This is a genomic window from Tessaracoccus sp. (assembly GCF_016714275.1).
Lineage (GTDB): Bacteria > Actinomycetota > Actinomycetes > Propionibacteriales > Propionibacteriaceae > Arachnia.
This window is the reverse complement of record NZ_JADJNP010000004.1, coordinates 240,607-267,515: the sequence shown is the minus strand read 5'-3', so window position 1 is coordinate 267,515 and position 26,909 is coordinate 240,607. Positions and strand designations below refer to the sequence as shown.

Below are 26,909 nucleotides of genomic sequence, written 5' to 3'. Positions count from 1 at the left end.
CTTTCAGGAGTGTCGTTGTGTGCGTGGGATACGAAGTTGGTCAGGTCTATTGGTTTCGATGGCCTCGGCGCTTCGCGCGCGGTGCCGGCTGAATCAGCGCCAACTAGAGGCGGTTGTCGTCCTCGGCGCGGGTACCGGTCCAGCGATCGACGGAGGGTTCCGACGGTGACGCGGCTGCCGGGGTGTCGGCGGGGAGGCGGTTCGCGTGGGTCGGGGCGTCGGGCACGCCCGGGGCGCGCAGGGCGGCGAACTCCGTGCGCAGCACGGGCACGACCTGCTCGCCCAGCAGGTCGAGCTGCTCGAGCACGGTCTTCAGCGGGAGGCCCGCGTGGTCCATCAGGAACAGCTGGCGCTGGTAGTCGCCGGCGTAGTCGCGGAAGCCGAGCACGCGCTCGATCACCTGCTCGGGCGTGCCGACGGTGAGCGGGGTCTCACGCGTGAACTCCTCCAGCGAGGGGCCGCCGCCGTAGACGGGGGCCTTGTCGAAGTAGGGACGGAACTCGCGCACGGCGTCCTGCGAGTTCTTCCGCATGAACACCTGTCCGCCGAGTCCGACGATGGCGTCCTCGGGGCGGCCGTGGCCGTAGTGCGCGAAGCGGCGGCGGTAGAGCTCGACCATCCGCTTCGTGTGGGTCGCCGGCCAGAAGATGTTGTTGTGGAAGAAGCCGTCGCCGTAGTAAGCGGCCTGCTCGGCGATCTCGGGCGAGCGGATCGAGCCGTGCCACACGAAGGGCGGCACGCCGTCGAGCGGGCGCGGCGTCGCGGTGAAGCCGTGCAGCGGCGTGCGGTGCTGGCCCTGCCAGTTGACGACGTCGTTTCGCCAGAGCTCGTGCAGCAGCGCGTAGTTCTCGACGGCGAGCGCGATGCCGTCGCGGATGTCCTTGCCGAACCACGGGTAGACGGGGCCGGTGTTGCCGCGCCCGAGCGTGAGGTCCATGCGGCCATCGACGAGGTGCTGCAGCATGGCGTAGTCCTCGGCGATCCGCACGGGGTCCGTGGTGGTGATCAGCGTCGTCGCGGTCGACAGGATGATGCGTTCGGTCTGCGCGCCGATGTAGGCGAGCGTCGTCGTCGGCGAGGACGCGACGAACGGCGGGTTGTGGTGCTGCCCGACCGCGACGACGTCGAGCCCCACCTCCTCCGCCTTCTTGGCGATGGCGACCGTCGCCTTGATCCGCTCGTGCTCGGTCGGCGTGCGACCGTTGGTCGGATCGGTGGTGATGTCACCGACGGTGAAGATGCCGAACTGCATCATGCTGCCTCCTAGTACTGACACCATCATACAACATCGTTGATGGTTCAACTATTTCACCTTCACTCCACCCCTTCTTTCACCCCTCCCCGACCCACCCCACAACGCCAGCCTTGCGTCGTGACGCCTGCCTTCCGCCGCGACGCCTGCCTTTCACCGCAACGCCAGCGCTCCGCCGATGCCGCCAGCGTTGAGCCACAACACCAGCCTTCTCGGGCCTTCCAACGCAGGCGCCACGACTTGGCACAGGCTTCCTCGCCAGAAGGCTGGCATCGCGGCACACAAGGCAGGCGTCACGACGCAGGACTGGCGTTAGACGGTGGAGCACAGGCGTCGCGATACACAAGACAGGCTTCTTCATCTGAAGGCAGGCCTTGAGGTGTGCAAGGCAGGCGCCGAGGGCAATGGGCGTGAAACCATTACCCAAAGTAATGAGCTATGCTAAGCATCTGGAGATGATGCAACAGTGACCAACCCCGAAGAGGAGCGCTTCGCGCTCGCCAACGACCTCCGCCTCGCGTGCCAGCGCATCGCGCGCCGCGTGCGGTTCGAATCCACAAGCAAGGTGGCGCCGCACCAGTTCTCGGTGCTCGCGCACCTGCACCACGGCGGGCCGCAGACCCCCGGGCAGCTGGCGGCGCTCGACCGCGTCAGCGCGCCGTCGATGACCCGCACGGTCAACTGCCTGGAGACCGACGGCCTCGTGGCGCGCGTGCCACACCCCGACGACGGACGCCAGGTCCTCGTCGAACTCACCGCCGCCGGGCTAGCGATCATCACGCACACGATCGCCAGCCGCGACACCTGGATGGCCACGCACCTGGAAGACCTCGACACCGACCAACTCGCGCTGCTCAGGAAGGCCGCCGACCTCCTGCTGGAGGTGTCGAATGGCTAGCCCCACACGGTCGCGCACGTTCGCGTCGTTAGCCGTCGCGAACTACCGACTGTTCTTCGTCGGCGCGCTCGTCAGCAATCTCGGCACCTGGATCCAGCGCATCGGCCAGGACTGGCTGGTCCTGACCGAGCTGACCGACGGCTCGAGCACCGCCCTCGGCATCGTCACCGCGCTGCAGTTCCTCGCCGTCCCCTTCCTCGCGCCGTACGCGGGCGCCGTCGTCGACCGCTTCCCGAAGCGCATCGTGCTGCTGATCACGCAGTTCGCGCTCGGCCTCACGTCGCTGGCGCTGTGGGCGCTCATCGCGACGGGCACCGTCGCGCTCTGGCACGTCTACCTCATCGCGTTCCTCACCGGCGTCATCAGCGCGTTCGACAACCCCGCCCGCCAGGCGTTCGTCTCCGAGATCGTGCCGCGCGAGCTGCTACCCAACGCCGTCGGGCTGAACTCGACGTCGTTCAACGGCGCCCGGCTGATCGGGCCGGGGGTCGCGGGACTGCTGGTTGCCGGGGTCGGCGTCGGCCCCACGCAGCTGATCAACGCGGTCAGCTTCGCCGCGATGATCGCGGCCATCCTCGCAATGAACACCGCGCAGCTGACACCCGCACCGCGGACAGCTTCCGCGGGGGCGGCCGTCGACGGGCTGCGGTACCTGAGCCGTCGGCCCGACCTGGTCGTGCTCCTGGTGATCGTCTTCATGCTCGGCACATTCGGGATGAACTTCCAGATCTACAACGCCACCATGGCCACCGAGGTTTTCGGCAAGGGCGCGCAGGAGTTCGGGCTGCTCGGCACCATCATGGCCGTCGGCACGCTCGCCGGCGCCCTCATGGCCGCGCGTCGCACCAAGCCGACGCTGCGCACCATCCTCCTCGCCCTCACCGGGTTTGCGGTCAGCACGCTGGCACTCACGTTCGCGCCGAACTATGTCGTCTACGCCCTCCTGCTCATCCCTTCGGGATTCTTCGCACTCACCGTGATGACGACGGCGAACGCCGCGGTCCAGCTGGGCAGCGCGCCCGAGTACCGCGGCCGCGTGATGTCGATCTACGTCGCCATCTTCCTCGGCGGCACTCCCCTCGGCGCGCCCGCCATCGGTTGGCTCGGCGAGGTCGCGGGTCCGCGGGCGTCGGTGCTTATCGCGTCCGTCGCGACGGCCCTCACCGCGCTCGGCGTGCTCGCCTACTTCCGCTGGCACGACGGCCTGCGCATCCACCTCGAACGCGCACCGTTGCGGATCAGGACGACGAGCACGGCTCGGGCGGCGTAGGCGGCTCGGTCCGCTCGTTGAGTTCGATCCAGGAGGAGTCGCAGCCGGGGCAGCGGTAGACCGGGGCGCCCTCGACGCGCTCGTCGGTCTCGATGGTTCCGCAGGCGTCCTGGCAGGGCCAGGAGGTGAGGAAACGCGCGGCCATCAGGATTCCCCCTACCGGCCCCAGGTCTCCCGGAGCCAGGCCGCGGAGCGCGGAAGCCACGCCTGGGCCTCCTCCGGCAGGTCCGAGCGGTCGGCGTTCGCGACCGGCGTCACGGTCGACAGCCCGTGCACGCCATGGGGGTACTCGTGGTGCTCCACCGGAACGCCCTGCGCCTCCAGCGCCGCCGCGAACCGCGCGGACTGGGCCGGCGGCACCATCTCATCCTCGGCGGTGATCCAGACGAAGCTCGGCGGACAGTCGGGCGACACGTCGTCGTACAGGTCCATGTGGGTGAGTGGCAGCTCGGGCAAGTCGTCGAGGGAAGGGCAGGCCCCCAGCAGAGCGTAGGCCGCAACCAACGCGTCCGGGCGCGATGAGTGCTCCATCAACCCCTCGTTTGCCTGGACCCCGAGGAACCTGAGGCCGGCATACTCCGAGCGCTCCGCTGCGATGAGCGCCTCGTCCTGCCAGTGCGTTGCCAGCTGCGCCGCGACGTGCCCGCCAGCCGAGAATCCGAGGATGGCAACCCGCCCTTGGTCAACCCCCAACTCGTCGGCATGAGCCCGGACCCAGCGCACGGCGCGCGCCGCATCGATGGCCGGGTTAAGGCCGCGGGCATGCTTGCGGATCGAGTAACGCAGGATGAACGCGTTGAACCCGTAGGCGAGATACGCGGCGGCGACAGGGTCTGCCTCGCGCTGCGAGAGCATCTGGTATCCGCCGCCGGGACAGATCACGATCGCCGGACGCGGATGCTCAAGCGGGGTCGGCTGCTCGTCGGGCGACGGCAGGTCGAAGCAGACGGCCTCGAGCGTGACATCGCGGCTGGGGTTCATGGTCACCGTGAAGCTGCGCATGGGCTCATCTTAGGCATCCCATATCCACGACTTCGGCGAAACCAAGAGGCCCCGGCGATTCGCCGGGGCCTCTTGACAAGGACTTGCCTTACTTGGCGACGACCTCGAACGGGACGTGCGCGGTGACGGCGTTGTGCAGCTTGATGGCAGCGACGTGGCCACCGAGCGACTTCACCGGCTTCGCGAACGACACCGCGCGCTTGTCGACGGTGGGACCGCCGGCCTTCTTCACGGCGACGGCGACGGCGTTCGGGGTGACCGAGCCGAACAGGTGGCCCTGCTCCGAGGCGGCGGCCGCGACCGTGATGGTCAGGCCCTCCAGCTGGGTGCGGATCTCCTGCGCGTGCTCGACGCCGCGCACCTCGCGGGCGTCGCGCGAACGCTTGATGCCGTCGATCTGCTTCTCGGCGCCACGCGTCCAGCGGATCGCCTTGCCCTGGGGCACGAGGTAGTTGCGGCCGTAGCCGTCCTTGACCTCGACGACGTCGCCGGCGATGCCGAGCTTGTCAACGGTGCTGGTCAGGATGAGCTTCATGTGTTCTTCCCTTCCGATCAGCGAGCGGTCGACGCGTACGGCAGCAGGGCAACCTCACGCGCGTTCTTCACGGCGAGGGCGACCTTGCGCTGGTCCTGGACCGAGAGGCCAGTGACGCGGCGGGCGCGGATCTTGCCACGCTCAGAGATGAACTTCTTGAGCGTGTTGATGTCCTTGTAGTCGATGTTGGCGACGCGAGTCGTCTTCACCGGCATGATCTTCTTCTTGTTCACAGACTTGCGCTGTGGACCGGCCATTGTGGTGCTCTCCTTGGTTGAGTGGGGCCTTGCCAGGCCCGCGAAAGCCCGTCTTGCGACGGAATGTGCCAGCTAGTCCCGAAACCCGGGACTAGATAAGCGGGTGGATCAGAACGGAGGCTCTTCCGGCTGGGAAGCCTGGGACCACGGGTCGTTGCCGCCGCGGTTGCCACCGGCGTTGCCGGAGCTGCCCCAGGGGTCTCCGCCGGAGCCCTGCTGCTGCGGGGCGCCTCCGCCCTGATTGCCCTGCCAGTTGCCGCCACCGCCGCCGCCACCCGTGGTGCGGGTGACCTTGGCCGTCGCGTAACGCAGGGCCGGACCGACCTCGTCGACATCAACCTCGAACACGGTGCGCTTCTCGCCCTCGCGGGTCTCGTAGCTGCGTGCCTTGAGGCGCCCCGAGACGATGACGCGGGTCCCCTTGGAGAGGGACTCGGCCACGTTCTCGGCGTACTGGCGCCACACCGAGCAGTTGATGAACATGGAGTCGCCGTCACGCCACTCGTTCGTCTGACGATCGAACGTGCGCGGAGTCGACGCGACCGTGAAGTTCGCGACAGCCGCCCCGTTGGGCGTGAAGCGGAGCTCCGGGTCTGACGTGAGGTTGCCGATAAGCGTGATAGGGGTCTCGCCTGCCATGTTCTTGCCTTCCGATGGTTCGGACTTGGTACTCAGTCTGCTTGCTCTACATAGTTGTCGGTGAGACCGACAATTTCTCACGAGCGAGCAAATCTGTGGATTACTTCTTGCCGTCCAGGCGCAGCACCTTGGTGCGAACGATCTTCTCGTCGATGGTCATCAGACGATCCAGCTCGGCCACGACCGGGTGCTCAGCGGTCAGCTGCACGACGGCGTAGCTGGCCTCGGACTTCTTGTTGATGTCGTATGCCAGGCGACGACGGCCCCAGAAGTCGACGTTGTCGACCGTGCCGCCACCCTTGGTGATGACCTCAAGGTGCTTCTCGACCAGAGCGGGTACCTGGCGCTCATCGACGTCGGAATCGACGAGAACCATCATCTCGTACTTACGCATGCTTCAGCCCCACCTCCTTCGGACTAACGGCCGCGGGTCGTTCCCGCGGCAGGAGGGCATGGTCGCCCTGCAGGGCGACCGACGGCCCAGCCTACCCACGCGCCACCGCTCGCGGAAATCGGGCTCAGTCGAGGTGCTCCTGCGCCCAGGTGTGCGCGCGCAGCTCCGCGAGTTTTCCGCTGGCCTCGATCCGCTCCCAGAACAGGTCCGCCCACGCCAGGTGCCCCCGGTCGTTGGGATGGAACCAGTCCGCGGCGGTCTTCGAGTAGTACCGCAGCCGGCCCTCCTGCCGCATCGAGTCGTAGATCGGCACCAGATGGTGACCGTGCCGCTCGATCAACTCGACGGCGCGGCGCGCCATCGCCTTCGACCTCTGCTCCAGCCCGGGAATGATGAACCACGGCACGTCGCCGACGAAGCTCCCCGCCGGCAGCCCGTCCAGGATCTCGTCGAAGCTCCGGGCGAACGACTCGACCGTGTTGTCGACGGCGAACACCACGTCGTTGCCGCCGATGTCCAGCGTGACGATGTCCGGCTCGAGCCCCAGCTCGGCGAGGGCGGGCAACTGCGAGGCGACGACGTCGCCCGAGACTGCGCCGGAGACCGACAGGTTCGTGATCGCCACCTGCCTGCCGGTCGCCTCCGCGATCCTGCGCCCGAGCAGCGCCACGTAGCTGGCGCCGACGTGCGACGCCCCGACGCCCTGCGCCGCGGAGTCGCCCAGCGCGACGTAGTGCACAACACCGCCGGCGTGACCTCCATGGGACGCGTCGTCGGGATGGTGGGTCCGGGGCGCGGCGCCCGCGCCGTCGATCCTCGGCTCGGCCCAGTGCTCACGGAAGGCGTTGACGTCGCGGGTGATCTGACGCTGGCCACGCACGTACCTGACGCCCATGACGCCGAGCGCTCCGGCCACGGCTCCGGCGGCGAGCCCGCCCCAGAACACCGCAGCCTCGCTGCCGCGCCGGCCGTCGCCGCTCATCGCCGGCGCCGATACGGGCCAGGGAGGACGGGATTGCCGTCCTTCGCCCAGGCGCGCAATCCACCCCCGAGCGACTCGGCGAGCAGACCCTGCTCGCGCAGCTGCCGCGCGACGATGCCCGAGCGCAGGCCGTTGTCGCACATGACGACGATCGCGGCGTCGTGGTCGGCCAGGGGATCGTCGCCGTAGATGGCGTCGATCGGGTTGTCGGCGAGCTGCTTCGGGTCGACGGGCCGCGCGCCCGGCGCGTGCCCGGCCTCGTACTCGATGGGCGTGCGCACGTCGATGAGCACCGCCCCCTTGCTGAGCGCGAGCAGCGTCTCGTCCACGCTCAGCCCACCCGAGGAGCCTTTGCCTAGGAAGTCAAGCAGTCCCATGTGCCAATGTTCCCGCGTCACGCGTCGTCAGCCAAGCCGGTTCACAGAATGCCCCAGACGAACAGGCCGACGAAGCCGACCACAAGGTTCGCCGTGACGCCGAGAAGCACATAGCCAGCCCAGCGCCGTCGGGCCCAGTAGACCGTCAGCGCCGCGAGGGTGAGGACGAGGATCGGCACGACCACCGCTATCACGGACCACACGGGCGACGGTGCGGTCGGCTGGAAGTCGATGCCCGAGGGGTCGTGGTGCGGGACCAGCAACCACAAGACGGCCGCCAGTACCCCGGGCAGGGCGACCGCGAGGGAGACGAGCCCCATCACGACGGCGCCCGGCCACGTCGTCCAGAATCTCCGCTGCGCGTTCACGGACCCAGCGTAGATCGCAGATGTGTGTACGCCTCAGGCTCAGCGGCGCTTCTCGTAGCGGGCGTACATCTCGTCGACGAGGGCCTTGAAGCGTGCCTCGACCTCGCGACGACGGACCTTTAGAGTCGGCGTGAGGAGGCCGTTGTCCATGGTGAACTCCTCGTTCAACACCTTGGTGTCCTTCGGCTGGTCCTGGCTGGGGAGCCGCTTCGTGATCTCAGCGACGCGGCGCTTCAGCTCGTCGAGCAGTTCGTTGGAGGCCAGCCAGTCCTGCAGCTCACCGGGCCAATGCGCCGCGGCGGCGAGGGCCTCGACATGCGGCAGCGACGGCTTGACGAGCAGCGTCACGTAGGGGCGGTTGTCGCCGAGGAGCACGGCGTGCTCGAACAGCGGGTCCGCGAGGATCAGGCCCTCGATGGGCTGCGGGGCGACGTTCTTGCCGCCGAGCGTGACGATGATGTCCTTCAGCCGATCAGTGATGGTGAGGAAGCCGTCGGTGTCGACGTAGCCGACGTCACCGGTGTGCAGCCAGCCGTCCTCGTCGATCACGTCGGCGGTGGCCTCGGGTTGGCGCCAGTAGCCGACCATCACGTTCGGTCCGCGGTAGAGGATCTCGCCGAGCTCGCCGATGCGCAGCTCCCCGCCCGGCAGGACCTTGCCCGCCGTGGCCTCCTTGAAGTCGTCGGGGGCGTTGAACGAGATCAGCGGCGAGGCCTCGGTGAGGCCGTATCCCTGCTGGATCGGCAGGCCGACGGACGCGAAGAACTCCTCGATCTCGGCGCGCAGCGGGGCGCCGCCGCAGGCCAGCACCGACTTCGGACCGCCCATCGCGTCGCGCACCGCCTTGAGCACGAGCTTGTCCGCGACCTTCAGCTTCGCCAGCACCGCCGCGCTCGGCTGCCTGCCCGCGCGATAGGCGTACTGGGCGTGCCTGCCGACCTTCAGCGCCCACGCGAAGATGCGGCGCTTCACCGGCGACGACGCGGCCTTCGCGTGCGCGGTCGTGTACACCGTCTCGTACAGCTTGGGGACGCTCACCATCATCGTCGGCTGCGCGAGGATCATCTGCTCGGCGACCGTGCGGGCGTTCTCGACGTAGGTGTTCATGCAGCCGTGCGTCAGCACCACCATCGTCCAGGCGCGCTCGAGCGCGTGCGACAAGGGCAGGAAGCTCAGCGAGTGGTCGTCGGGCGTGATGTCGAAGAACTGGTCGAGCGCGTCCGACTGGGCCGCCAGCGCCTTGTGCTGGATCATGACGCCCTTGGGGTCGCCCGTCGTGCCGGAGGTGTAGATGAGGGAGACGAGGTCGTCGCCGGTGGCCGTCTCGTAGCGGTCCTCGACGGCGTCCGTAGGCTCGGCGAGGAAGTCCTCGTAGCGTTCGAGGCGCTCCGGCATGTCGTCCCAGGGTGTGACGACGACGATGCGCGCGAGCGCCGGCAGGTCCTCGGCGGCCTCCAGCACGCGTTCCGCCTCGCTCTTGCCGCCGACGAACATCACGCTGAGGCCGGAGTCGCGGCCGATGAAGGCGATCTGCTCGGGCGTCGACGTCGCGTACAACGGCACAGGGACGGCGCGGACGGCGCCCGCGCCGAAGTCGATCTCCGACCACTCCGGCCTGTTGCCGAGGAAGATCCCGACGCGGTCGCCGGGCGCGACGCCGGCGTCGATCAGTCCTTGCGCGACGCGGTCCACTCGCTCGCCGAACCGGGCGTAGGTCTGGGTGGCCCAGTCGTCGCCGACCCGGATCCGCGTCGCGATGCGGTCGGGGTGGCGCGCGATCGCGGCCCGGAGCCGCGCGACGACGTGGTCGGTCCCAGGCCCGCTCGGGACCCCGCGACGAGCGGTTAGGTTTTCTGACATCGGCGGCCCTTCGTTGAGGTCTGCCTGGTGCTGCGAGCGTACTCGCCCACCGGCGTGGCCTCCTCCCGAACACAAATCTCTCTATGCGGCGGGCCAGACCTATACGGGGCGGCGGCCTCGCCGCATAGAGAGATTTGTGTTCGGCATGCATGGTCACGTCGAGGTGGTCGAGCGAGGAGGGGTATGGTGATGGCACCCCTATGAAGGAGTCCGAGTGACTGATTGAGTCCTGCACGCCCGGTGCGCTGGATGGATCTCCGCGCCCCCGTTGGCGTGCGTCGACCGCATCCCAGCGACCCCTCAGGACTCACTCATGGCTCACTCTGCCGTCGTCGTCGACGGCCTCACCTATCACCTCGCTGATGGCAGCGTCGTCCTCGACGGCGTGTCCGCCACGTTCCCCGTCGGTCTGACCGGACTGATCGGTCCCAACGGCTCAGGCAAGTCGACGCTGCTCAACCTCATCGCGGGGCGTCTCGCGCCGACGGCGGGGACGATCCGCGTCGATGGCAGCGTCCTACTCGTACCGCAACGACTGACGACGGCGGGCTCGGTCGCCGAACTGCTCGGCGTCTCCGGCGTGCTCGCGGCGCTGCGCGCGATCGAGGCGGGCTCCGTCGATCCCGCCGACTTCGACGCCGTCGGCGACCGGTGGGACGTCGAGGCGCGCGCCGTCGCCGAGTTGGCCGCGTTGGGTCTGCCCGCGGAGCCGGAATTCCTGGCTCGGCCGGCGTCGACCTTGTCCGGCGGCGAGGCCACGCGGGTCGCTCTGGCCGGGGCGCGGTTGGCGAGGCCCGATGTCACGCTCCTCGACGAGCCGACCAACAACCTCGACACCCGGACACGGCGGTGGCTGTACGACGCGCTGGAGGCCTGGACGGGGGCGGTGATCGTCGTCAGCCACGATCGCGATCTGCTGGAACGCGTCGATGCCCTCGTCGACCTCGACAGGCGCGGCGCGGTGAGCTTCGGCAGCGGGTTCGCCGCGTACGCCGCGCACAAGGAGCAGCGCCAGGCGACGGCGGAGCGGCAACTCCGCGACGCCGAGGCCCACCTGGAAAGGGCCAAGCGCCACGCCCAGGCCGAGCTGCAGCGCGAGGCCCAGCGCAACCGCTCGGCCCGCAAGGAACGTGCCGCGGGCAACGTCTCGAAGGGCGCGGCGGACTTCTTCCAGAACCGTGCGGAGAAGGGCTCCGGCTCGAAGGCGGTCGCTCATCAGAAGGCTGTGCAGGAGGCGGCCGACGCCCGCGCCCTCGCCGACGACGCGGCCCGCACCGACGACACCATCCGCCTGGCGCTGCCAGAAACGACCGTCCCGAGGGGCAAGGACGTGCTGCGGCTCCGCGTCGGCGAGGCCGTGCTGTCTGTCGTCGGCCCGGAGCGCATCCGCCTCACCGGCGACAACGGCGCAGGCAAGTCGACTCTCCTCTCCTTCGCCCTTACGTCGGCTGAGCCGGGCATCCCATTCCTTCGCGATGTCTCAGTCGAACTCGCGCCCACTGTCCCGACGGGGTTGCTTGCCCAGAACCTCGACGGTCTCGACCAGTTCCCGACGGCGCTGGGTGCCGTCCGCGACGCGGCCCCGGGGCGCACCCCGCACGAGGCGCGGGCATTGCTGGCGCGGTTCCTGATTCGCGGCGATCGCGCGGACCAGGCGCCGTCGACGATGTCGGGTGGCGAACGGTTCCGCGTCGCCTTGGCGCGGACGCTATTCGCCGACCCCGCGCCGCAGCTCCTGGTCCTGGACGAGCCGACGAACAACATCGACCTGGCCTCCGCCGAGCAGCTGGTTGCGGCCCTGGACGACTACCGCGGCGCGCTGCTGATCGTCACCCACGACGAGCACTTGGCCCGCGACCTCCGCGTCGAGCGCGTGTGGGTAGCGACGAAACCGTGCGGAGTCCTCAAGGTCGACGACCGGCCCGGCTGATCGTGACAATCGAAAGCCGGACCCCATCACAGCCAGGTCAGCGAGCGGCGAGGTCGGCGGCGATCACCTGCCGCATGCCTTCGATAGCAACCGGGATCAGGTTTTCGACCTTCGAGGCGTCCCTTTCCGCGTCGGTCATCGGCGCGAAGTCGTGGTGGCCCATGACCATCATGACGCCGCCGGTGCGGACGCGGCGCGTGGCGCCGACGAGGAACAGCGTCGCGCACTCCATCTCGGAGACGAGGCAGCCGCCCTTGACCCAGGCGTCCCAGCGCTCTCGGAGGCGCGGGCCGACGGGCATCGAGTCGGGCGAGTGCTGGCCGTAGAAGGAGTCCTTCGACTGTGAGACCCCGACGTGGTAGCGCCGGTTCATCGCCTCCGAGGCGGCGACGAGGCCGTTGACGAGGTCGAGGCTCGCGACGGCAGGGAACTCCATGGGGAGGTAATGCAGGCCTGTTCCCTCGTCGCGGATGGCCGCGTTGATGACGGCGATGTCGCCGGGCTGGGTCTCGGGCTGCATCGCGCCCGAGGTGCCGACCCGCATGAACGTGTCGGCGCCGACGTGGATCAACTCCTCGACCGCGATCGCCGTCGACGGTCCTCCCATGCCCGTCGACGTCACGGCCACGGGCGCGCCGTCGAGCTCGCCCGCCCAGGTGGTGTGTTCGCGGTGCGACGCCACGAAGCGCGGGTTGTCGAAGTGCTGGGCGATGGTTTCGCACCGTCCGGGATCGCCGGGCAGGAACACGTATCTGCCGATGTCTCCCTCGGAGAGGTGGATGTGGTACTCGTAGCCGTCCGAGTAGGTGGCCATGGCGACTCCTTCGTAGCTGGTTCCCACCTTCACAGTACCGCCGCGGTGCGCGACTCGTGTCCCGATTCCCCACCGGAGAAGGAGTTGCCAAAGCTTCGACGATCATCTAAATTAGATGTATATCTAAGACTGGAGGGGACATGGCCGACCTCGAGGAACGCGTCACGCTGCTGAAGACCATCGCCGACGCCACCCGCCTGCGCATCCTCGGCCTTCTCGCCGAGAGGCCGCGCACGGGCACGGAGCTGGCCACGGAGCTGGAACTCAGCGCACCCACCATCAGTCATCACCTCCACCGGCTCCGCGACGTCGGCATCGTGCGCGCGCAGGCCGACGCGCAACGCCGCATCTGGTCGATCAACCACGAACTGCTCGACGACGTGAACCGCACCGAGCCCGCGCCAGACCTCGCCGACCCCGATCAGGCGCGGGTCCTCCGCAACTTCTTCGACGGCGAGCGCCTGCGCTCGATCCCGGCGAAGCGCAAGGCGCGCGTCGCGGTGCTGCTGGAGCTGCTGCGGCGCTTCGAGCCCGGGCGTCGCTACGCCGAGCGCGAGGTCAACGACCTCCTGCGGCGTGCCCACCCCGACGTCGCGCTTCTGCGGCGCGAGCTCGTCGACTACCGGTATCTGCGCCGCGCACGCAACGTGTATTGGGTCAACGAGGAACCGCCCACCCGCGACGCGAACGAGGCCCAGGAGGTCCCACCCGGGGAGGGCGACTGGCTCGCCGCCCTGATCCGAGGATCGGTCGCCTGACCTACATCTCCTCGTGGGCACGGGGATCAGCGCCGAACAGCCGTCCGTCCGCGCGGCCGAGCGCGGTGATCGCCTCGACCTCCGCGTCGCTCAGTTCCACAGTGACGGCCGCGAGGTTCGCGCCCTGATGGTCCGGCGAGGAAGCCTTGGGGATCGCCACCGAGCCCCGCGCGACGTGCCAGGCCAGCACGGCCTGCGCGCGCGAAACGCCATGGGCCTCGGCCACCTCACCGACCGCGGGCTCGGAGAGCACGTCGCCGCCCCGACCGAGCGGGCTCCATGCCTCGGTGACGATTCCTCGCTCGAGGTTGTACGCGAGCGCCTCGACCTGGGGGAAGTAGGGATGCAGCTCGATCTGGTTGACGACGGGGTGAACTCCGGTGGCCGCCTCGATCCGCTCGAGGTGCTCGGGCAGGAAGTTCGACACGCCGATCTCGCGCACCACGCCGCGCTCACGCAGCTCGACGAGGGCCGCCCAGGCCTCGACGTAGCGGTCGGCGGCAGGATTCGGCCAGTGGATCAGGACGAGGTCGATGACGTCGAGCCCGAGCCGCCTCCTGCTCTCCTCCACCGAGACGAGCGCCCTCTCGCGCTCGTGGTGCCTGCCCGCGAGCTTCGTCGTGACGATCAACTCGTCGCGGTCGACGTCGGACGCGACGACGCCGTACCCGACAGCGCCCTCGTTCTCGTAGTTGAAGGCGGTGTCGACGAGCCGGTAGCCGAGTTCGACGGCGGTGCGCACCGACTGCGCGCCCGCGTCGCCGCGGAGGTTGTACGTGCCGAACCCCTGCGGCGGGAGCGCGAACCCGTTATGGGCGACGAACGGCGAATGCGACATGAGGACTCCTTGTACGGCGGCGCCTCCACGCTACCGCGGATGCGGAGGCAGGCCCCTGTGTGCTTCAGACTCGCCCCCCCCCCCCCCCCCCCCCCCTCTTCGCCCGGGCGGGGGGGGCGGGGGGGCGGCGCCCCCCCCCCCCGCCCGGGCCCCCCGGCCCCCCCCGGGGCCGGGCCCCCCCCCCCCCCCCCCCCCCCCCCCGGGGGGGGGCGCGGCCCCCTCGGCCCCCCCCCCCCCCCCCCCCCCCCCCCCCCCCCCCCCCCCCCCCCCGCCCGCCCGGGCGCCCCCCCCGGCGCGGACGTCGGCTGCTGGGGGCGACCCCCGCCGTGCCATGTCCCGGTCCTCCGCGGTGCGGCGCCAGCGCCGCACCTGGCGATCTGGTGGATCCTGCCGCGCCGCGCTCCCCACCCGCCCGCCCCGTCAGTGGTCGCGGTTAGGGTGAACCCATGACGATCCGACTGGGCTCCCACGTTGACTCCATCGACCCGCTCGCCGACGCCGCGGCGCTCGGTGCCGAGGTGGTGCAGATCTTCCTCGGCGACCCGCAGAGCTGGAAGGCACCCGGTTGCCTCGTGCCAGGCGGCGCGCCCGCCCTGAAGGCGGCGGCTGAGTCGGCTGGCGTCGGGATCGTCGTCCACTCCCCCTATGCGTTGAACGTCGCGTCGACGAACAACCGCATCCGGATCCCGTCGCGCAAGCTGCTGCAGCAATCGGTGACGGAGGCGGCTGCGGCCGGCGCACTCGGCGTCGTCGTGCACGGCGGCCACGTCACCGCCAAGGAGGACCCCGCCGTCGGGTATGCGAACTGGCGCAAGTGCATCGACGGCCTGGACCTGCCCATCCCGATCTTCATCGAGAACACCGCAGGAGGGAACTCCGCGATGACGCGGCACCTGGAGTCGATCGACCGGTTGTGGGACGCGTTGTCGGGCTCGCCGAACATCGACCAGGTGGGCTTCTGCCTCGACACCTGCCATGCGCACGCCAGCGGCCTGGGCCTAGACGGCGCCGTCGAGAAGATCATGGCGATCACCGGCCGCGTCGACGTGGTCCACTGCAACGACTCTCGCGACCCGCAGGACAGCGGGGCGGACCGCCACGCCAACCTGGGCGAGGGTTTCGCGGACCCAGAGGCCCTCGTCGCGCTGGTGAAGGCGGCCGACACCCGGACGATCCTCGAGACCCCGGGCGGCGTCCCCGAGCACGAGCGCGACCTGACTTGGCTCCGGGAGCGCCTCGCGGCCTAGCCGGGTGCTCGGCACGCGCCAGAATCCTTCACGCCAGAGTAACGACAAGGCCTTGTCCGGGCCGATACACTGACCCCGCCACCAAGACCCCTACCCCGAAGGGACCCTGGCGTGCTTTATGCCTTGATCGCCGTCCACGCGGTACTTGGCGCGCTCACCCCGCTCCTGGTCCGCGGCCTCCGCGACAGGGTGTTCTACGTCCTCATGCTCGGTCCGTTGGCTGCGGCGATCTGGCTCACCGCGCAGGCGCCGCTGATCTTCGCGGGCGGCGCCTACGAGTTCACGGCGCGGTGGATCCCCAGCCTCGACGTCGACCTGACGCTGCGCATGGGGCTCGTCCAATGGGTGCTCGCCATGATCGTCACCTGGGTCGGGACGCTCGTGCTGCTGTACAGCCGGTGGTACTTCCAAGGTATGACGGTGGGACGCTCCGCCGCGATCCTCACCGCGTTCGCCGGCGCGATGCTCGGGCTCGTCACCGCGGACAACCTCGTCGTGCTTTTCGTGTTCTGGGAGCTGACGACCGTCTTCTCCTACCTGCTGATCGGCCACGACCCGCGCCGTCGCGCCAACCGCGGCGCGGCGCAGACCGCGCTGATCGTGACGACCTCGGGAGGCCTCGCGATGCTGGTGGGCATCGTCGCCGTGTGGCAGGCCTCCGGCACGCTGTCGTTGGAGCAGATCGCGGCCAATCCGCCGGTCGGCGTGCTTGCGACGGCGGGCGCCCTGCTGATGCTCGTGGGCGCGCTGACGAAGTCGGCGCTGGTTCCGTTCCACTTCTGGCTGCCGGGTGCGATGGCCGCGCCCACCCCCATCTCGGCCTACCTGCACGCGGCCGCCATGGTGAAGGCCGGCGTCTACCTCGTCGCGGTGCTTGCGCCCTCGTTCGCCTCGGTGCCCTTCTGGCGGCCGACGATCATGATCCTGGGCACCGCCACCCTCATCGTCGGCGGCTGGCGCGCGCTGCGCCAGACCGACCTCAAGCTGCTGCTGGCCTACGGCACCGTCTCCCAGCTGGGCTTCATGGTGCTGCTGCTCGGCATCGGCACGCAGGCCGCGGCCCTTGCCGGCATCGGAACGGTGGTCGCGCACGCGCTGTTCAAGTCGGCGCTGTTCATGATCGTCGGCGTGATCGACCACTCCGCCGGCACCCGCGACCTGCGTGAGCTCAACGGCGTCGGCTACCGCGTGCCGTGGCTCGCGGTGCTCGGCGGGTTCGCCGCGCTCTCCATGGCGGGCATGTTCCCGCTCGTCGGCTTCCTCACCAAGGAGGCGGCGTTCGAGGCGGTCGAGTACCTGGTCAAGGGCGACCTTCCCGACGTCGCCCCCCTCCCCGCCGCCGCGCTCGCGGTCGCGCTGGTCTTCGGCGCCGCGCTGACCGTCGCGTACACGCTGCGCTGGTGGTGGGGCGCGTTCGCCCCGAAGGACGGCGCCCCCGCGCTGACGTGGCACCGGCCGTCCCGCGGGATGACCGTCGTGCCCATGATCCTCGGCGCCGCCAGCCTCGTCCTCGGCTTCCTCGGGCCCCAGCTCACCGCGATCCTCCAGCCGTACGCGACGAGCGTGGCCGCGGGACATCAGGGGCATGGGTTCGCGCTGTGGCACGGCCTCACCGTCCCGCTGGGCATGTCGGTGCTCGCCCTTCTCGCCGGCACCACGATGTTCGTCTTCCGCCGCAGGATCGCCGCCGTGCAGGCAACGTTCCCGCACTCGATGTCGGCAGAGGACATCTACCACCGGTCGATGCTGCAGATCGACAGGATCGCGGTCGAGGTCACGGCCCGCACGCAGCGGGGTTCGCTGTCGATCTACCTCGGGACGATCCTCGTGACCCTCGTCACGCTCTCCACCTACGCGATGATGCGCATCCGGGTGTGGCCCGCCTACCGGCTCGTCGACGTGTGGCCACAGCTGCTGATCGCCGCGGTGATCGTCTCCGCCGCGTTCCTTGCGGCGACGTCGCGCGGCCGCATCCGCGCGGTGCTGCTCGTCGGCTTCACCGGGTACGGGCTCGCGCTGCTGTTCGCGATCGGCGGCGCCCCGGACCTCGCGCTCACCCAGGTGCTGGTCGAGACGGTGACGCTGGTCATCTTCGTGCTGGCGGTGCGCAAGCTGCCGCGCTACTTCACCAACCGCCCGCTGAGCTCGACCCGCTGGTGGCGCGTGCTCGTGGCCGTGGCGACGGGGACGGCTGTGACGCTGATCGCGCTGGTCGCGGCCGGTTCCCGCGTCGCCGACCCGATCTCCGACGCCTGGTACGAGGCCGCCTACGAGTTCGGCTACGGCAAGAACATCGTCAACGTCGCGCTGGTCGATACCCGCGCCTGGGACACGTTCGGCGAGATCTCCGTGCTTGTCATCGCGGCCACCGGTATCGCGTCGCTGATCTTCCTCCGTTCCCGCGTGGTGCGGGTCACGTCCACTGAGACCGCCTTCGCCAGCCGCACCGATGAGCCGCAGGCCGACACCGCGCCCGGCGTCTGGCTGCGCGCCGGCCAGACCCTCTCGCCGATGGTCCGCTCGGTGGTGTTCGAGGTCGTCACGCGCGTGCTGTTCGGGCCCATGATCATCGTGTCGGTCTATCTGCTGTTCGCCGGCCACAACTCCCCGGGCGGCGGCTTCGCGGGCGGCCTCGTCGCCGGCATGGCGCTGTTCATCCGCTACCTCGCCGCGGGCCGCTACGAGCTCGACGAGGCGGCCCCGTTCGATGCCGGCCGGCTGCTCGGCGGCGGCCTGCTGCTCGCCCTCGCCGCGGCCATCACGCCCCTGTTCTTCGGCGGCACCATCCTGCAGAGCTACGAGACGCACCTCCATATCCCCCTCCTCGGAGACCTCCACCTGGTCAGCTCGACGGTGTTCGACGTCGGCGTGTACCTGGTGGTCGTCGGCATGCTGCTCGACGTCGCCCGCAGCCTCGGCTCGGGTATCGACCAGCACGCCAGCGAGGAGACCGCCCCAATGCCGATCCCCGACTCCACCAAGGCCATCCCCGGCCAGCTAGGAGGAGCGTTGTGAGCGCCAACCTCGTCCTCGCCATCACCGCCGGCGTCCTCGTCGCCTCGGGCGTCTACCTGCTGCTCGAGCGCTCGCTGACCCGCATCCTGCTCGGCGTGCTGCTGACGAGCAACGGCGTCAACATGCTGTTCCTCGTCGCGGCCGGCAAGCCGGGGTCTCCGCCGATCATCGGGCTCTCCGACGGCGACGTCTCCGACCCGCTCCCCCAGGCCATGGTCCTGACCGCGATCGTCATCACGATGGCCGTCGCCGGGTTCGTCCTCACCCTCGCCTACCGCAGCTTCCAGCTACACGGGCACGACGAGGTTGCCGACGACGTCGAGGACGCCCGCATCCGCGAGCTCGCCGAGGCAGACGTCGCCTCCGAGTCCTACGAGGACACCACGTTCACCGAGGGCGGAGAAGACGCGGCAAGCGAATGACGAACCTCATACCTGCCCCCGTGCTGCTCGCCATCTTCGGCGCGGCGGTCGCGCTCGCGCTGCCCCGCCGTCCCGGGCTGCAGCGCCTCGTGTCGGTCATCAGCATGACCGGAATCGTCGCGGTCGCCGCGACGTTCATCTGGTACACCCACACCCACGGCGCTCTTGCGTTGTGGGTGGCGGGGTGGCCGGCGCCGCTCGGCATCGCGCTCGTCGTGGACCGCCTGAGCGCACTGATGCTGATGGTGGCGTCCGTCGTCGCGCTCTGCGTCTTGGTATTCGCGACGGGTCAGGACCAGGACGAAGTGCGGCGCGAGACTCCGGTCTCCATCTTCCACCCCACGTTCCTGCTGCTGATGGCGGGCGTGTCGAACGCGTTCCTCGCGGGCGACCTTTTCAACCTTTTCGTCGGCTTCGAGATCCTGCTGTTCGCCTCCTACGTGCTCCTGACACTGGGTGGCACCGCGGACCGCGTCCGCGCAGGCACCACGTATGTGATCGTGTCGCTGCTCAGTTCTTCGCTGTTCCTGATCTCGCTGTCGGCGGTGTACGCGGCGACCGGAACGGTGAACCTGGCGCAACTCTCGCTGCGGCTCCGCGACCTCACCGAGCCCGTGCAGCTGCTGCTCGAGGTACTGCTGATCGTCACGTTCGCCATCAAGGCAGCGGTGTTCCCGCTGTCGGGCTGGCTCCCGGACTCCTATCCGACGGCTCCCGCGCCGGTCACCGCGGTGTTCGCGGGCCTGCTCACGAAGGTCGGCGTCTACGCCATCATCCGCACGGAGACGCTGCTCTTCCCCCGCGACTCGCTCTCGAACGTGCTGCTGTGGGCGTCGCTGCTGACGATGCTGATCGGCATCCTCGGCGCGATCGCGCAGGTGGAGATCAAGCGAATGCTCTCGTTCACCCTGATCAGCCACATCGGCTACATGATCTTCGGCATCGCGCTCAACACGACGGCGGGGCTGGCGGCGACGATCTTCTACACGGCGCACCACATCACCATCCAGGCGACGCTTTTCCTGGTCACGGGCCTGATCGAGCGGCGTGGCGGGACGTCGTCGCTCGACGGACTCGGGGGCCTGCTGAAGGTGTCGCCGGTGCTCGCGCTGCTGTTCTTCATCCCGGCCATGAACCTGGCGGGCATTCCTCCGCTGTCGGGTTTCATCGGGAAGCTCGGCCTGCTGGAGGCGGGTGTCGGCGTGGGAACGCCGCTTGCGTGGCTGGTTGTGACGGGCGGCGTCGTGACGAGCCTCCTGACGTTGATGGCGATGGCGAAGGTGTGGAACCGCGCATTCTGGGGCGTCACCCCCGCGGAGGCCAAGCGCGAGGAGTACCCGGCCGAGGAGTGGGACGACGTCGACCACCGCCCCATGCCGCCGCTGCAGGTGGGCGCCACCGTCGGGCTGATCGTGTTCGGCCTGGCGCTGACCGTGTTCGCCGGGCCGCTGTACGAGTACACGACGGCGGCCGCCGAGGCGCTGCGTGACGGCTCGCTCGTGCGGGTCGTGCTGCCGGAGGGGATCCGATGATGGTCGTTCCGCGTACAAAGAATGAGGCCCGCGAGCGCCTCCACAGCCGCCCCCTCTCGGTCCTGCTCATGGTGCTTGTGTGGTGTGCACTGTGGGGCAGCGTGCAGCCGATGACCATCGTCGGTGGCGCGGTGATCGGGTTCGTGATCACGCTGGTGTTCCCGCTGCCGCCGATGCACTGGGAGGGCCGGTTCCGCCCCATCGGGCTGCTCGTGATGATCGCGCACCTGCTCTACGACCTGATTCGCTCGTCGTGGCGGATGCTGCAGCTGGCGTTCGAGAGGAAGGTCAACCTGAACGCGGGCATCGTCCGGGTTGACCTCGCCTCGGACTCTGACCTTTACGAGGTGGTCGTCGCCGAGTTGATCTCGCTGGTGCCGGGCACCGTCGTCGTCGAGGTCGTGCGGCATCCGCGGCGCCTGTACCTGCACGCGCTCGACCTCACTGGCCCGGACCCCATCGCAGGGGTGCAGCAGATGGTCCACGACGTCGAGACCCGGGTGCTGAACGCGTTCGGCTCGAAGGAGGAGATCGCCGCGTTCCGGGCGGCGCTCGACACGAAACGGGACGAGGAACTCGAGTTGGAGGTGGAGGAGTCATGACGCTGGCAACCGAGATCGTCCTGAGCCTCGCGGCGGTCGTGCTGCTGGTCTCCGCGATCGTCGCCGTCAACCGCGTCGCCGTGGGGCCGTCGCAGCTGGACCGCTCCGTCGCCGCCGACCTGATCGTCGCCGTCGTCGTCGCGGCCCTCGGGCTATGGACCGTGTGGACGGATCAGCCCACCGAGTTGCTCGTGCTCGTCCTGCTCTCGCTGCTCGGTTTCACCAGCGCCGTGTCGGTCGCGCGCATGGTGAGCGACAGGATGGCGATGAGGAAGCGCTTCAGCGCCAAGCACAAGGAGAGGGGTTCTCGATGATCACCGAGGTCCTTGACCTGGTCTGCGCCCTGCTGATCCTGCTGGGCGCGTTGCTGTGCTTCGGCGCCGCCGTCGCGCTCGTGCGGTTCCCCGACGTGCTGGGCAAGATGCACGCCATCACCAAGCCGCAGGTGCTGGGCCTGATCTGCGTCTCGCTCGGGATCGCCGTCAGCCTGCGCAGCTGGTGGGCGACCGGCCTGTGCCTCCTGATCATCACGCTGCAGCTGATGACCGCCCCCGTCTCCGCGAACCTGGTCGCCCGCAGCGCGAGCCGCAGCGGCCTCGTCGAGGAGAAGGAGCTCCTGGTCAATCACCTGGCCGAGGACCTGCACGAGGCCGGCTACAGCCGCCCTGGCGAGTAGTGCAGCTGCGTTCGGTAGATCTGGCCCCGCGCCAGCATCAGTGTGGCGGCCAGCGTCAGCATGCTGACTCTTGCCGCCACGTTGACTGAGTGGGCGCCGTGGATCGAACGGATCCCGCCACGTTGATGCTGTGGGGTATCGGCTAGCCACGTCCGATCGTCGTCACCACCCGCCGCCAAAAGATTACGTGGCCATCCGCGTAGGGGTGATCGACCGGTCCAGAGCCTACTTGACCAGCTTCCTCACGTGATCCGGGGCCGCCTGGCAGAACGCGCTCGCGCACACGATCAGCACGTTGCACCAGCCGCCGATGGCTCAACGCTCGACAGTCGCTCAGCAGGCGACAACACTGGTCTCCGACACAACGAACCGGTTCTCTACGTCGCGAGGCCGGATCAGGAAGGATCCCCGTGGCCATCACGACCGAAACACCGCTCCGCGTGCTCGTCTGGGGCGAGAACCGCCACGAGCAACTCGAACCGGAGGTCGCCGAGCGGTACCCGAACGGCATGCACAACACGATCCGGGAGGGCATCGAGGAGCACCTCGGCGCACGCGCCGTCGTCACCACCGCGACGTTCGACGACCCGGAGCACGGGCTCACCGAGGAAGTCCTCGCGGCCACGGACGTCCTGGTCTGGTGGGGGCACATCGTCCACCAAGAAGTCGACGACGCGGTCGTCGACCGGGTGCACCGCCACGTCCTCGAGGGGATGGGCCTTGTCGTCCTCCACTCCGGGCACTGGTCCAAGATCTTCCAGAAGCTGATGGGCACAACCTGCACGCTGCGGTGGCGCGCCAAGCACGACCGCGAGATCGTCTGGACCGTCGACCCCACCCACCCCATCGCGCAGGGCATCCCGCATCCGTTCATCATTCCCGAGCAGGAGATGTACGGCGAGTTCTTCGACGTGCCTGCCCCCGACGAGCTGATCTTCCTCTCCAGCTTCAGCGGCGGCGAGGTGTTCCGCAGCGGCATGACCTACCGTCGCGGGTTCGGAAAGATCTTCTACTTCTCGCCCGGCGACCAGGACTACCCGGTCTACCATCACCCCGAGGTCCGCAAGGTCATCTCCAACGGCGTCGAATGGGCCCACACCCTGCGGCCGCGCCGCGAGGCCCCGGTGCTGCTGCGCTACGAGACCGAGGACTTCTGGAACGGCCAGGGCTACCAGGGAGCACTCGAGCGATGAGCGCGTTCACGACGGTCGCCGACCCGACCGCCCCGTTGCGCGTTGTTCTCGTCGGAGCAGGCCTCATGGGACGGGCATGGATGCGCACGATCGACGAGTCTCCCGACGCGGAGCTCGTCGGCGTCGTCGACCTGGACGAGGCATTCGCGACGTCGTCGCTCGCCGCGGTCGGCTTCACCGGCATCCCCGTCGGCACGTCCCTCGCCGAGTTGGCCGAGCGCACCTCCGCCGACGCCGTGGTCAACGTCACCAGCCCGGCCGCCCACCTGCCCGTGAGCCTCGAGGCGCTCCGGGCCGGGCTCCCCGTGCTGTGCGAGAAGCCGGTCGCGGAGTCCGTCGCGCAGGCGTCCCTCATGGCGGCCGCCGCGGCCGAGGCCGGGCGGCTTCTCATGGTCGGCCAGAACCGGCGCTTCAGGACCGGGATCCGCGAACTCCGCGCCCACGTCGCCCACCTCGGCGAGGTCGGCTCCATCGTCGTCGAGTTCTTCAAGGAGGCGCACTTCCCGGGCTTTAGGGAGGAGATGGACCACGTCCTGCTCCTCGACATGGCCATCCATCACTTCGACGCCGCCCGGTTCGTGCTCGACAGCGACCCCGTCGCCGTGTACTGCCGGGAGACAAATCCGGGGTGGAGCTGGTTCGCGGACGGGGCCAACGCGACGGCCGTCTTCGAGTTCGAGGGCGGCACCACATTCACGTACTCCGGGAGCTGGTGCTCACCCGGGCAGGAGACGTCGTGGAACGCACACTGGCGTGTCAACGGCGAGCGCGGCGTCGCGATCTGGGACGGGGAGGGCTCCCCGGAGGTCGACTACTCCGGGGAGGAGGAGCCGACCGGGCTCGAGGAAAGGCCCGAGGACCTCGCGGGGGTCCTGGCCGAGTTCATCGCGTCGCTCCGCACCGGGGAGACGCCGGCGACAGAGGTGCACGCGAACATCCCGAGCCTCGCGATGGTCGAGGCGGCGATCCTCTCAGCGGAGACCGGGTCCCGCGTCCTCATCGCCGACGTGCTCGGCCGTCTCTCGCCGACGTAAGACGGTCGGGGTTATCTCGGTTACGTCCGTCACTATGCTGACGTTTCAGCCGAGATAACGCCTCGACTCGACGGCATCACAGCAGCGCGTCCGCCAGGAGCTCGAAGGCACGCAGGCGCGCGGGCCAGCCGTCGGCCGGGTCGTCGGGGCGGGCGCCGCAGACGGGGTGGACCATGATCTCGTCGACGTCGAACTCCGCCGCGGTGTCGCGCAGTTGCGCGGCGACCTGGTCCTTGTCGCCGACGGCCCAGGAGGAGACGGCCTCGGCCATCACCTGGCGCAGCTCGGCGGTCAGGACTGCCTTCACGTCGTTGCCGACCAGGCGTTGCCGCGCCATCCCGCGGCCGGAGAGGAAGCTGCCCATCGCGTGGATGTACGGCTCGACGAGGTCCCACGCCTCGTCCGCGGTGTCGGCGACGGCGACGTTCATCGACAGAAATGTGCGCGGGGCGGTGCCGCGCGGGCCTGGCTGGAAGTCGCCTCGGTAGAGGTCGAGGGCACGCTGCGTGCCGCGGCCCGAGAAGTGGTGCGCGAACACGTAGGGCAGCCCCATGGCCGCGGCCAGCTGCGCGGAGTAGTCGCTGGACCCGAGCAGCCAGACCTGCGGCGGATGCAGCAGCTCCGGGGTGGCCCGGAGGTGGTAAGGGTCACGACCGCGCAGCGGGATCTCCGCACCACCGGGCGCGAGCAGTGCGAGGATGTCGGCGATGTTGCGCGGAAACTCGTGCACCGGATCCGTGGGGCGGCCGTCCGCCGATACCCAGTGCCCGCCGTCGAGATGCCCGCGGATCGCGGCGGAGGTGACCGGGTCGGTACCCGGCGCGCGGCCGATGCCGAGGTCGATCCGGTCCCCGTAGACCGCGCTGAGCAGCGCGAACTGCTCGGCGACCGCCAACGGCGCGTGGTTCGGCAGCATGACGCCGCCCGACCCCAGCCGGATCCGAGTCGTCGACTCGCCGAGATACATCAGTTCGACGGCGGGCGTCGTCGATACGACGGCCTCCGCGTTGTGGTGCTCGGCCACCCAGTACCGGGTGAACCCGAGCCGGTCCGCGGCGTGCACGAGCTCCCGGCTCGCGCGCAGCGACTCCCCCACCGTCTGCCCCACGCGAAGATCGATCAGGTCAAGCACGGACAACTTCATGCCATCGACCCTAGCCCGCGGCCGAAACGGAAATGTCAGCCCGCTTTTTACGCCACCTTCAGGCGACCGCCGTCCCGCGCAGTGGAGCGATCCGCGCACGCTCCGCCTCGCTCATCGGTTCAAGCTGGACCTTGTGAGCCTGCCGGGCAGCCCGTACTACGGCAGGGTCACGGTCTTCTGCACGGGCTTCGACCGCAGCGCCTCGCCGCCCCAATAGCTTTCGCTCTTGAACTCCAGACACACGCTCTGGCCCTTGACAAAGCCGTAGTAGGAGTAGAGACGAAGGACCTCTTGGAGGCTGCCGTCGCCGTACGCCTGTGTCTGGTAGTCCTCGCCGCAGAGTCCGACCTGCACGTAAGCGGCGCTGCCGTTGATCGCGGTGGCGCGCACCTTCGCCTGAATACCCCAGTCGCTCACTCCGTCGTATCCCAGATCCTTGACAGCGAGATCCGTGATATCCGGGGCGCTCAGGGTCGGCGCCGCGGGCAGCTTCACGGTGACCTTGACCGTCTCGGACTTCAGCTTCGCATTTCCCCAGTAGCCCGCATTCCAGAACTCCAGGCACACCGATTGCCCTGGAGCGAATCCGTCGTAGCTGAACAGCCAGGCTACGTCCTTCACCCCTCCGGACCCGGTCACCCAAGCGAGTTCGTCCTTCTTTCCACAGACCCTAACCGTCACGTCGCCCGCGGCGCCGTCAAGAGCGGACGCCCGGACCTTGGCCCGCAAGACCCACGCCCGATCCCACTCGCTGCTGGCATCCTTGATCGTCACATCGGTGACCTCTGGCACCTTCAAGGTCGGCAAATTTAGGTCCGCCGTAACCGTCGCCTTCAACTTCACGTTCACGTAGCCGTCCTTGTTCACGGAATACACCGCGAAACAGTACTTCCCGGGCTTCAGGTACTCATCCGTGAACTTGGCCTTGTTGCTCTTCAAGACGTGCCAGTTTTGGGATCCGTTGTTGAGCGGGGGCTTGCTCGGACAAGTCCCCCCTCGCTTCCCCTGGACGACCCTATACTCAGTGGCCTTGGACGCCTTCTTCCAGGCGAGGCTTATCGTTCCCTGCTTGACCGACGCCTTGAGCGTCTTCACCTTGCCCGGCGCCGTGTTCTTGACACAGAACGGGCTCTTACGCAGCTTGTACTTCCCGCCGTAGAGACGCTGGGCGCCCTTGAGATCATCCTTCTCCTGCAGTCGGCGTCGTCGTAGTCGCGCCCGCCGCGAGCCGCCCCGTAGCCGGCGAAGTGCTTGGGGCCGGAGAGGACGCTCTCCGGGCCGAGGTCGCCCTGGAAGCCCCGCACCTGCGCGGCACCCATGGCGGCGGCCAGCACCGGATCCTCGCCTGCGCCCTCGACGATGCGACCCCAGCGGGGATCGCGCGCGATGTCGATCATGGGCGCGAACGCCCAATGGATGCCGACGGCGCGGGCCTCCCGCGCCGCGACCGCCTGGCCCGCCGCGGCCGACTCCGGGTCCCAGGAGGCCGCCGTCGCGATCGGCGCCGGGAAGATCGTGCGGAGGCCGTGGATGACGTAGAAGCCGAAGATCAGCGGTACACCCAGCCTTGTGTCCTCGACCGCGCGCCGCTGCAGGGCGTTGGCCAGCACCGGGTCCCGGACGAACAGCACGGAGCCGACGGTGCCGGCATTCACGCGCCCTGACACCACGCGGCTCGACTCCGCGAAGGCCTGCTGCCCAGTCGGCAGCGCGGAGATGTCGAGGTCGTCGGATACCTCCTGGCCCGCGAAGAAGAACAACTGGGTTAGCTGACCTGCCTTCTCCTCGGGCGTCATGCGGCCGAGCAGGTCCTCGACACGGTCGGCGATGGGAAGGCTGGGGTCTCGGTACAGATCGGTCATGCCAACAT

The 26,909-nt window shown here is 69.1% G+C and carries 29 protein-coding genes; 13 read left to right on the top strand and 16 right to left on the bottom strand.

Going from position 1 to position 26,909, the window contains the following annotated elements:
* Nucleotides 1-103 precede the first annotated feature (103 nt).
* Nucleotides 104-1,252, bottom strand: coding sequence for an LLM class flavin-dependent oxidoreductase (locus IPJ61_RS15410; protein ID WP_297110969.1), 1,149 nt, complete (start codon nucleotides 1,250-1,252; stop codon nucleotides 104-106).
* Between the two features lie 466 nt (nucleotides 1,253-1,718).
* On the opposite strand from IPJ61_RS15410, the gene IPJ61_RS15405 reads away from it, so the two are divergent.
* Nucleotides 1,719-2,150, top strand: a complete 432-nt coding sequence (locus IPJ61_RS15405) for a MarR family winged helix-turn-helix transcriptional regulator (RefSeq protein WP_297109479.1) — start codon at nucleotides 1,719-1,721, stop codon at nucleotides 2,148-2,150.
* Nucleotides 2,143-3,420, top strand: coding sequence for an MFS transporter (locus tag IPJ61_RS15400; protein WP_297109476.1), 1,278 nt, complete (start codon nucleotides 2,143-2,145; stop codon nucleotides 3,418-3,420). The genes IPJ61_RS15405 and IPJ61_RS15400 overlap by 8 nt, the downstream gene beginning before the upstream one ends.
* Here the strand turns inward: IPJ61_RS15400 and IPJ61_RS15395 are convergent.
* The 10 genes from IPJ61_RS15395 to IPJ61_RS15350 form a co-directional block, all read right to left on the bottom strand.
* Entirely contained in the window at nucleotides 3,389-3,565 is a 177-nt protein-coding gene (locus IPJ61_RS15395) for a hypothetical protein (protein WP_297109473.1), read from the bottom strand. The two genes, IPJ61_RS15400 and IPJ61_RS15395, sit on opposite strands and share 32 nt — an antisense overlap.
* 11 nt (nucleotides 3,566-3,576) lie before the next feature.
* The gene (locus IPJ61_RS15390) at nucleotides 3,577-4,422 is read right to left on the bottom strand and encodes an alpha/beta hydrolase (protein ID WP_297109472.1); all 846 of its coding nucleotides are present in this window, start codon (nucleotides 4,420-4,422) and stop codon (nucleotides 3,577-3,579) included.
* Between the two features lie 88 nt (nucleotides 4,423-4,510).
* Nucleotides 4,511-4,957 carry a 50S ribosomal protein L9 gene (gene rplI, locus IPJ61_RS15385; protein WP_297109469.1) on the bottom strand — a complete coding sequence of 149 codons (447 nt, stop codon included), beginning with the start codon at nucleotides 4,955-4,957 and terminating at the stop codon, nucleotides 4,511-4,513.
* Nucleotides 4,958-4,974: 17 nt separating this feature from the next.
* Nucleotides 4,975-5,214: a 30S ribosomal protein S18 gene (gene rpsR / locus IPJ61_RS15380; protein ID WP_077349061.1), complete on the bottom strand. Its 240-nt coding sequence runs from the start codon at nucleotides 5,212-5,214 to the stop codon at nucleotides 4,975-4,977.
* 108 nt (nucleotides 5,215-5,322) lie between these two features.
* The gene (locus IPJ61_RS15375; protein WP_297109465.1) at nucleotides 5,323-5,853 is read right to left on the bottom strand and encodes a single-stranded DNA-binding protein; all 531 of its coding nucleotides are present in this window, start codon (nucleotides 5,851-5,853) and stop codon (nucleotides 5,323-5,325) included.
* Between the two features lie 100 nt (nucleotides 5,854-5,953).
* A complete protein-coding gene (gene rpsF / locus IPJ61_RS15370) occupies nucleotides 5,954-6,247 on the bottom strand; it encodes a 30S ribosomal protein S6 (protein WP_297109462.1) in 294 nt (97 codons plus the stop codon).
* Between the two features lie 124 nt (nucleotides 6,248-6,371).
* Complete coding sequence (locus IPJ61_RS15365; RefSeq protein ID WP_297109459.1) at nucleotides 6,372-7,229, bottom strand: SGNH/GDSL hydrolase family protein; 858 nt, start codon at nucleotides 7,227-7,229, stop codon at nucleotides 6,372-6,374.
* Nucleotides 7,226-7,606: a rhodanese-like domain-containing protein gene (locus tag IPJ61_RS15360; protein WP_297109456.1), complete on the bottom strand. Its 381-nt coding sequence runs from the start codon at nucleotides 7,604-7,606 to the stop codon at nucleotides 7,226-7,228. Before IPJ61_RS15360 ends, IPJ61_RS15365 begins: the two co-directional genes overlap by 4 nt.
* A 41-nt stretch (nucleotides 7,607-7,647) precedes the next feature.
* Entirely contained in the window at nucleotides 7,648-7,974 is a 327-nt protein-coding gene (locus tag IPJ61_RS15355) for a hypothetical protein (RefSeq protein ID WP_297109453.1), read from the bottom strand.
* A 39-nt stretch (nucleotides 7,975-8,013) separates the two neighbouring features.
* Nucleotides 8,014-9,834: an AMP-dependent synthetase/ligase gene (locus tag IPJ61_RS15350; protein ID WP_297109451.1), complete on the bottom strand. Its 1,821-nt coding sequence runs from the start codon at nucleotides 9,832-9,834 to the stop codon at nucleotides 8,014-8,016.
* 313 nt (nucleotides 9,835-10,147) lie between these two features.
* Here IPJ61_RS15350 and IPJ61_RS15345 point away from each other — a divergent pair, with 313 nt between their 5' ends.
* Nucleotides 10,148-11,764, top strand: coding sequence for an ABC-F family ATP-binding cassette domain-containing protein (locus IPJ61_RS15345; RefSeq protein ID WP_297109448.1), 1,617 nt, complete (start codon nucleotides 10,148-10,150; stop codon nucleotides 11,762-11,764).
* 37 nt (nucleotides 11,765-11,801) lie between these two features.
* On the opposite strand, the gene udp is transcribed toward IPJ61_RS15345, so the two are convergent.
* On the bottom strand, nucleotides 11,802-12,578 hold the full coding sequence (udp, locus tag IPJ61_RS15340; protein WP_297109445.1) for a uridine phosphorylase: 777 nt from the start codon (nucleotides 12,576-12,578) through the stop codon (nucleotides 11,802-11,804).
* A gap of 140 nt (nucleotides 12,579-12,718) precedes the next feature.
* Here udp and IPJ61_RS15335 point away from each other — a divergent pair, with 140 nt between their 5' ends.
* A complete protein-coding gene (locus IPJ61_RS15335; RefSeq protein ID WP_297109440.1) occupies nucleotides 12,719-13,336 on the top strand; it encodes a DUF2087 domain-containing protein in 618 nt (205 codons plus the stop codon).
* 1 nt (nucleotide 13,337) lies between these two features.
* On the opposite strand, the gene IPJ61_RS15330 is transcribed toward IPJ61_RS15335, so the two are convergent.
* On the bottom strand, nucleotides 13,338-14,174 hold the full coding sequence (locus IPJ61_RS15330; protein WP_297109435.1) for an aldo/keto reductase: 837 nt from the start codon (nucleotides 14,172-14,174) through the stop codon (nucleotides 13,338-13,340).
* Nucleotides 14,175-14,620: 446 nt separating this feature from the next.
* Between IPJ61_RS15330 and IPJ61_RS15325 the strand changes: the two genes are divergently transcribed.
* The 9 genes from IPJ61_RS15325 (at nucleotide 14,621) to IPJ61_RS15285 (ending at nucleotide 23,895) form a co-directional block, all read left to right on the top strand.
* On the top strand, nucleotides 14,621-15,421 hold the full coding sequence (locus IPJ61_RS15325) for a deoxyribonuclease IV (RefSeq protein ID WP_297109433.1): 801 nt from the start codon (nucleotides 14,621-14,623) through the stop codon (nucleotides 15,419-15,421).
* Nucleotides 15,422-15,532: 111 nt separating this feature from the next.
* Nucleotides 15,533-18,436 (top strand): Na+/H+ antiporter subunit A, encoded by a 2,904-nt coding sequence (locus IPJ61_RS15320; RefSeq protein WP_297109430.1) that lies wholly within the window; start codon nucleotides 15,533-15,535, stop codon nucleotides 18,434-18,436.
* Nucleotides 18,433-18,858, top strand: coding sequence for a Na(+)/H(+) antiporter subunit C (locus IPJ61_RS15315; RefSeq protein WP_297109427.1), 426 nt, complete (start codon nucleotides 18,433-18,435; stop codon nucleotides 18,856-18,858). Before IPJ61_RS15320 ends, IPJ61_RS15315 begins: the two co-directional genes overlap by 4 nt.
* Nucleotides 18,855-20,390 carry a Na+/H+ antiporter subunit D gene (locus tag IPJ61_RS15310; protein ID WP_297109424.1) on the top strand — a complete coding sequence of 512 codons (1,536 nt, stop codon included), beginning with the start codon at nucleotides 18,855-18,857 and terminating at the stop codon, nucleotides 20,388-20,390. The genes IPJ61_RS15315 and IPJ61_RS15310 overlap by 4 nt, the downstream gene beginning before the upstream one ends.
* Nucleotides 20,387-20,992 (top strand): Na+/H+ antiporter subunit E, encoded by a 606-nt coding sequence (locus IPJ61_RS15305; protein ID WP_366505749.1) that lies wholly within the window; start codon nucleotides 20,387-20,389, stop codon nucleotides 20,990-20,992. The genes IPJ61_RS15310 and IPJ61_RS15305 overlap by 4 nt, the downstream gene beginning before the upstream one ends.
* Nucleotides 20,989-21,306 carry a monovalent cation/H+ antiporter complex subunit F gene (locus IPJ61_RS15300; RefSeq protein ID WP_297109418.1) on the top strand — a complete coding sequence of 106 codons (318 nt, stop codon included), beginning with the start codon at nucleotides 20,989-20,991 and terminating at the stop codon, nucleotides 21,304-21,306. Before IPJ61_RS15305 ends, IPJ61_RS15300 begins: the two co-directional genes overlap by 4 nt.
* Complete coding sequence (mnhG, locus tag IPJ61_RS15295; RefSeq protein WP_297109415.1) at nucleotides 21,303-21,668, top strand: monovalent cation/H(+) antiporter subunit G; 366 nt, start codon at nucleotides 21,303-21,305, stop codon at nucleotides 21,666-21,668. Before IPJ61_RS15300 ends, mnhG begins: the two co-directional genes overlap by 4 nt.
* A gap of 410 nt (nucleotides 21,669-22,078) precedes the next feature.
* A complete protein-coding gene (locus IPJ61_RS15290; protein WP_297109412.1) occupies nucleotides 22,079-22,861 on the top strand; it encodes a ThuA domain-containing protein in 783 nt (260 codons plus the stop codon).
* Nucleotides 22,858-23,895: a Gfo/Idh/MocA family protein gene (locus IPJ61_RS15285; protein ID WP_297109409.1), complete on the top strand. Its 1,038-nt coding sequence runs from the start codon at nucleotides 22,858-22,860 to the stop codon at nucleotides 23,893-23,895. The genes IPJ61_RS15290 and IPJ61_RS15285 overlap by 4 nt, the downstream gene beginning before the upstream one ends.
* 76 nt (nucleotides 23,896-23,971) lie before the next feature.
* On the opposite strand, the gene IPJ61_RS15280 is transcribed toward IPJ61_RS15285, so the two are convergent.
* The 3 genes from IPJ61_RS15280 to IPJ61_RS15270 form a co-directional block, all read right to left on the bottom strand.
* Nucleotides 23,972-25,039: an LLM class flavin-dependent oxidoreductase gene (locus tag IPJ61_RS15280; protein ID WP_297109405.1), complete on the bottom strand. Its 1,068-nt coding sequence runs from the start codon at nucleotides 25,037-25,039 to the stop codon at nucleotides 23,972-23,974.
* A gap of 156 nt (nucleotides 25,040-25,195) precedes the next feature.
* Entirely contained in the window at nucleotides 25,196-26,134 is a 939-nt protein-coding gene (locus tag IPJ61_RS15275) for a hypothetical protein (protein WP_297109402.1), read from the bottom strand.
* The gene (locus tag IPJ61_RS15270; protein ID WP_297109399.1) at nucleotides 26,131-26,901 is read right to left on the bottom strand and encodes a glycoside hydrolase family 3 N-terminal domain-containing protein; all 771 of its coding nucleotides are present in this window, start codon (nucleotides 26,899-26,901) and stop codon (nucleotides 26,131-26,133) included. Before IPJ61_RS15270 ends, IPJ61_RS15275 begins: the two co-directional genes overlap by 4 nt.
* Nucleotides 26,902-26,909 lie beyond the last annotated feature (8 nt).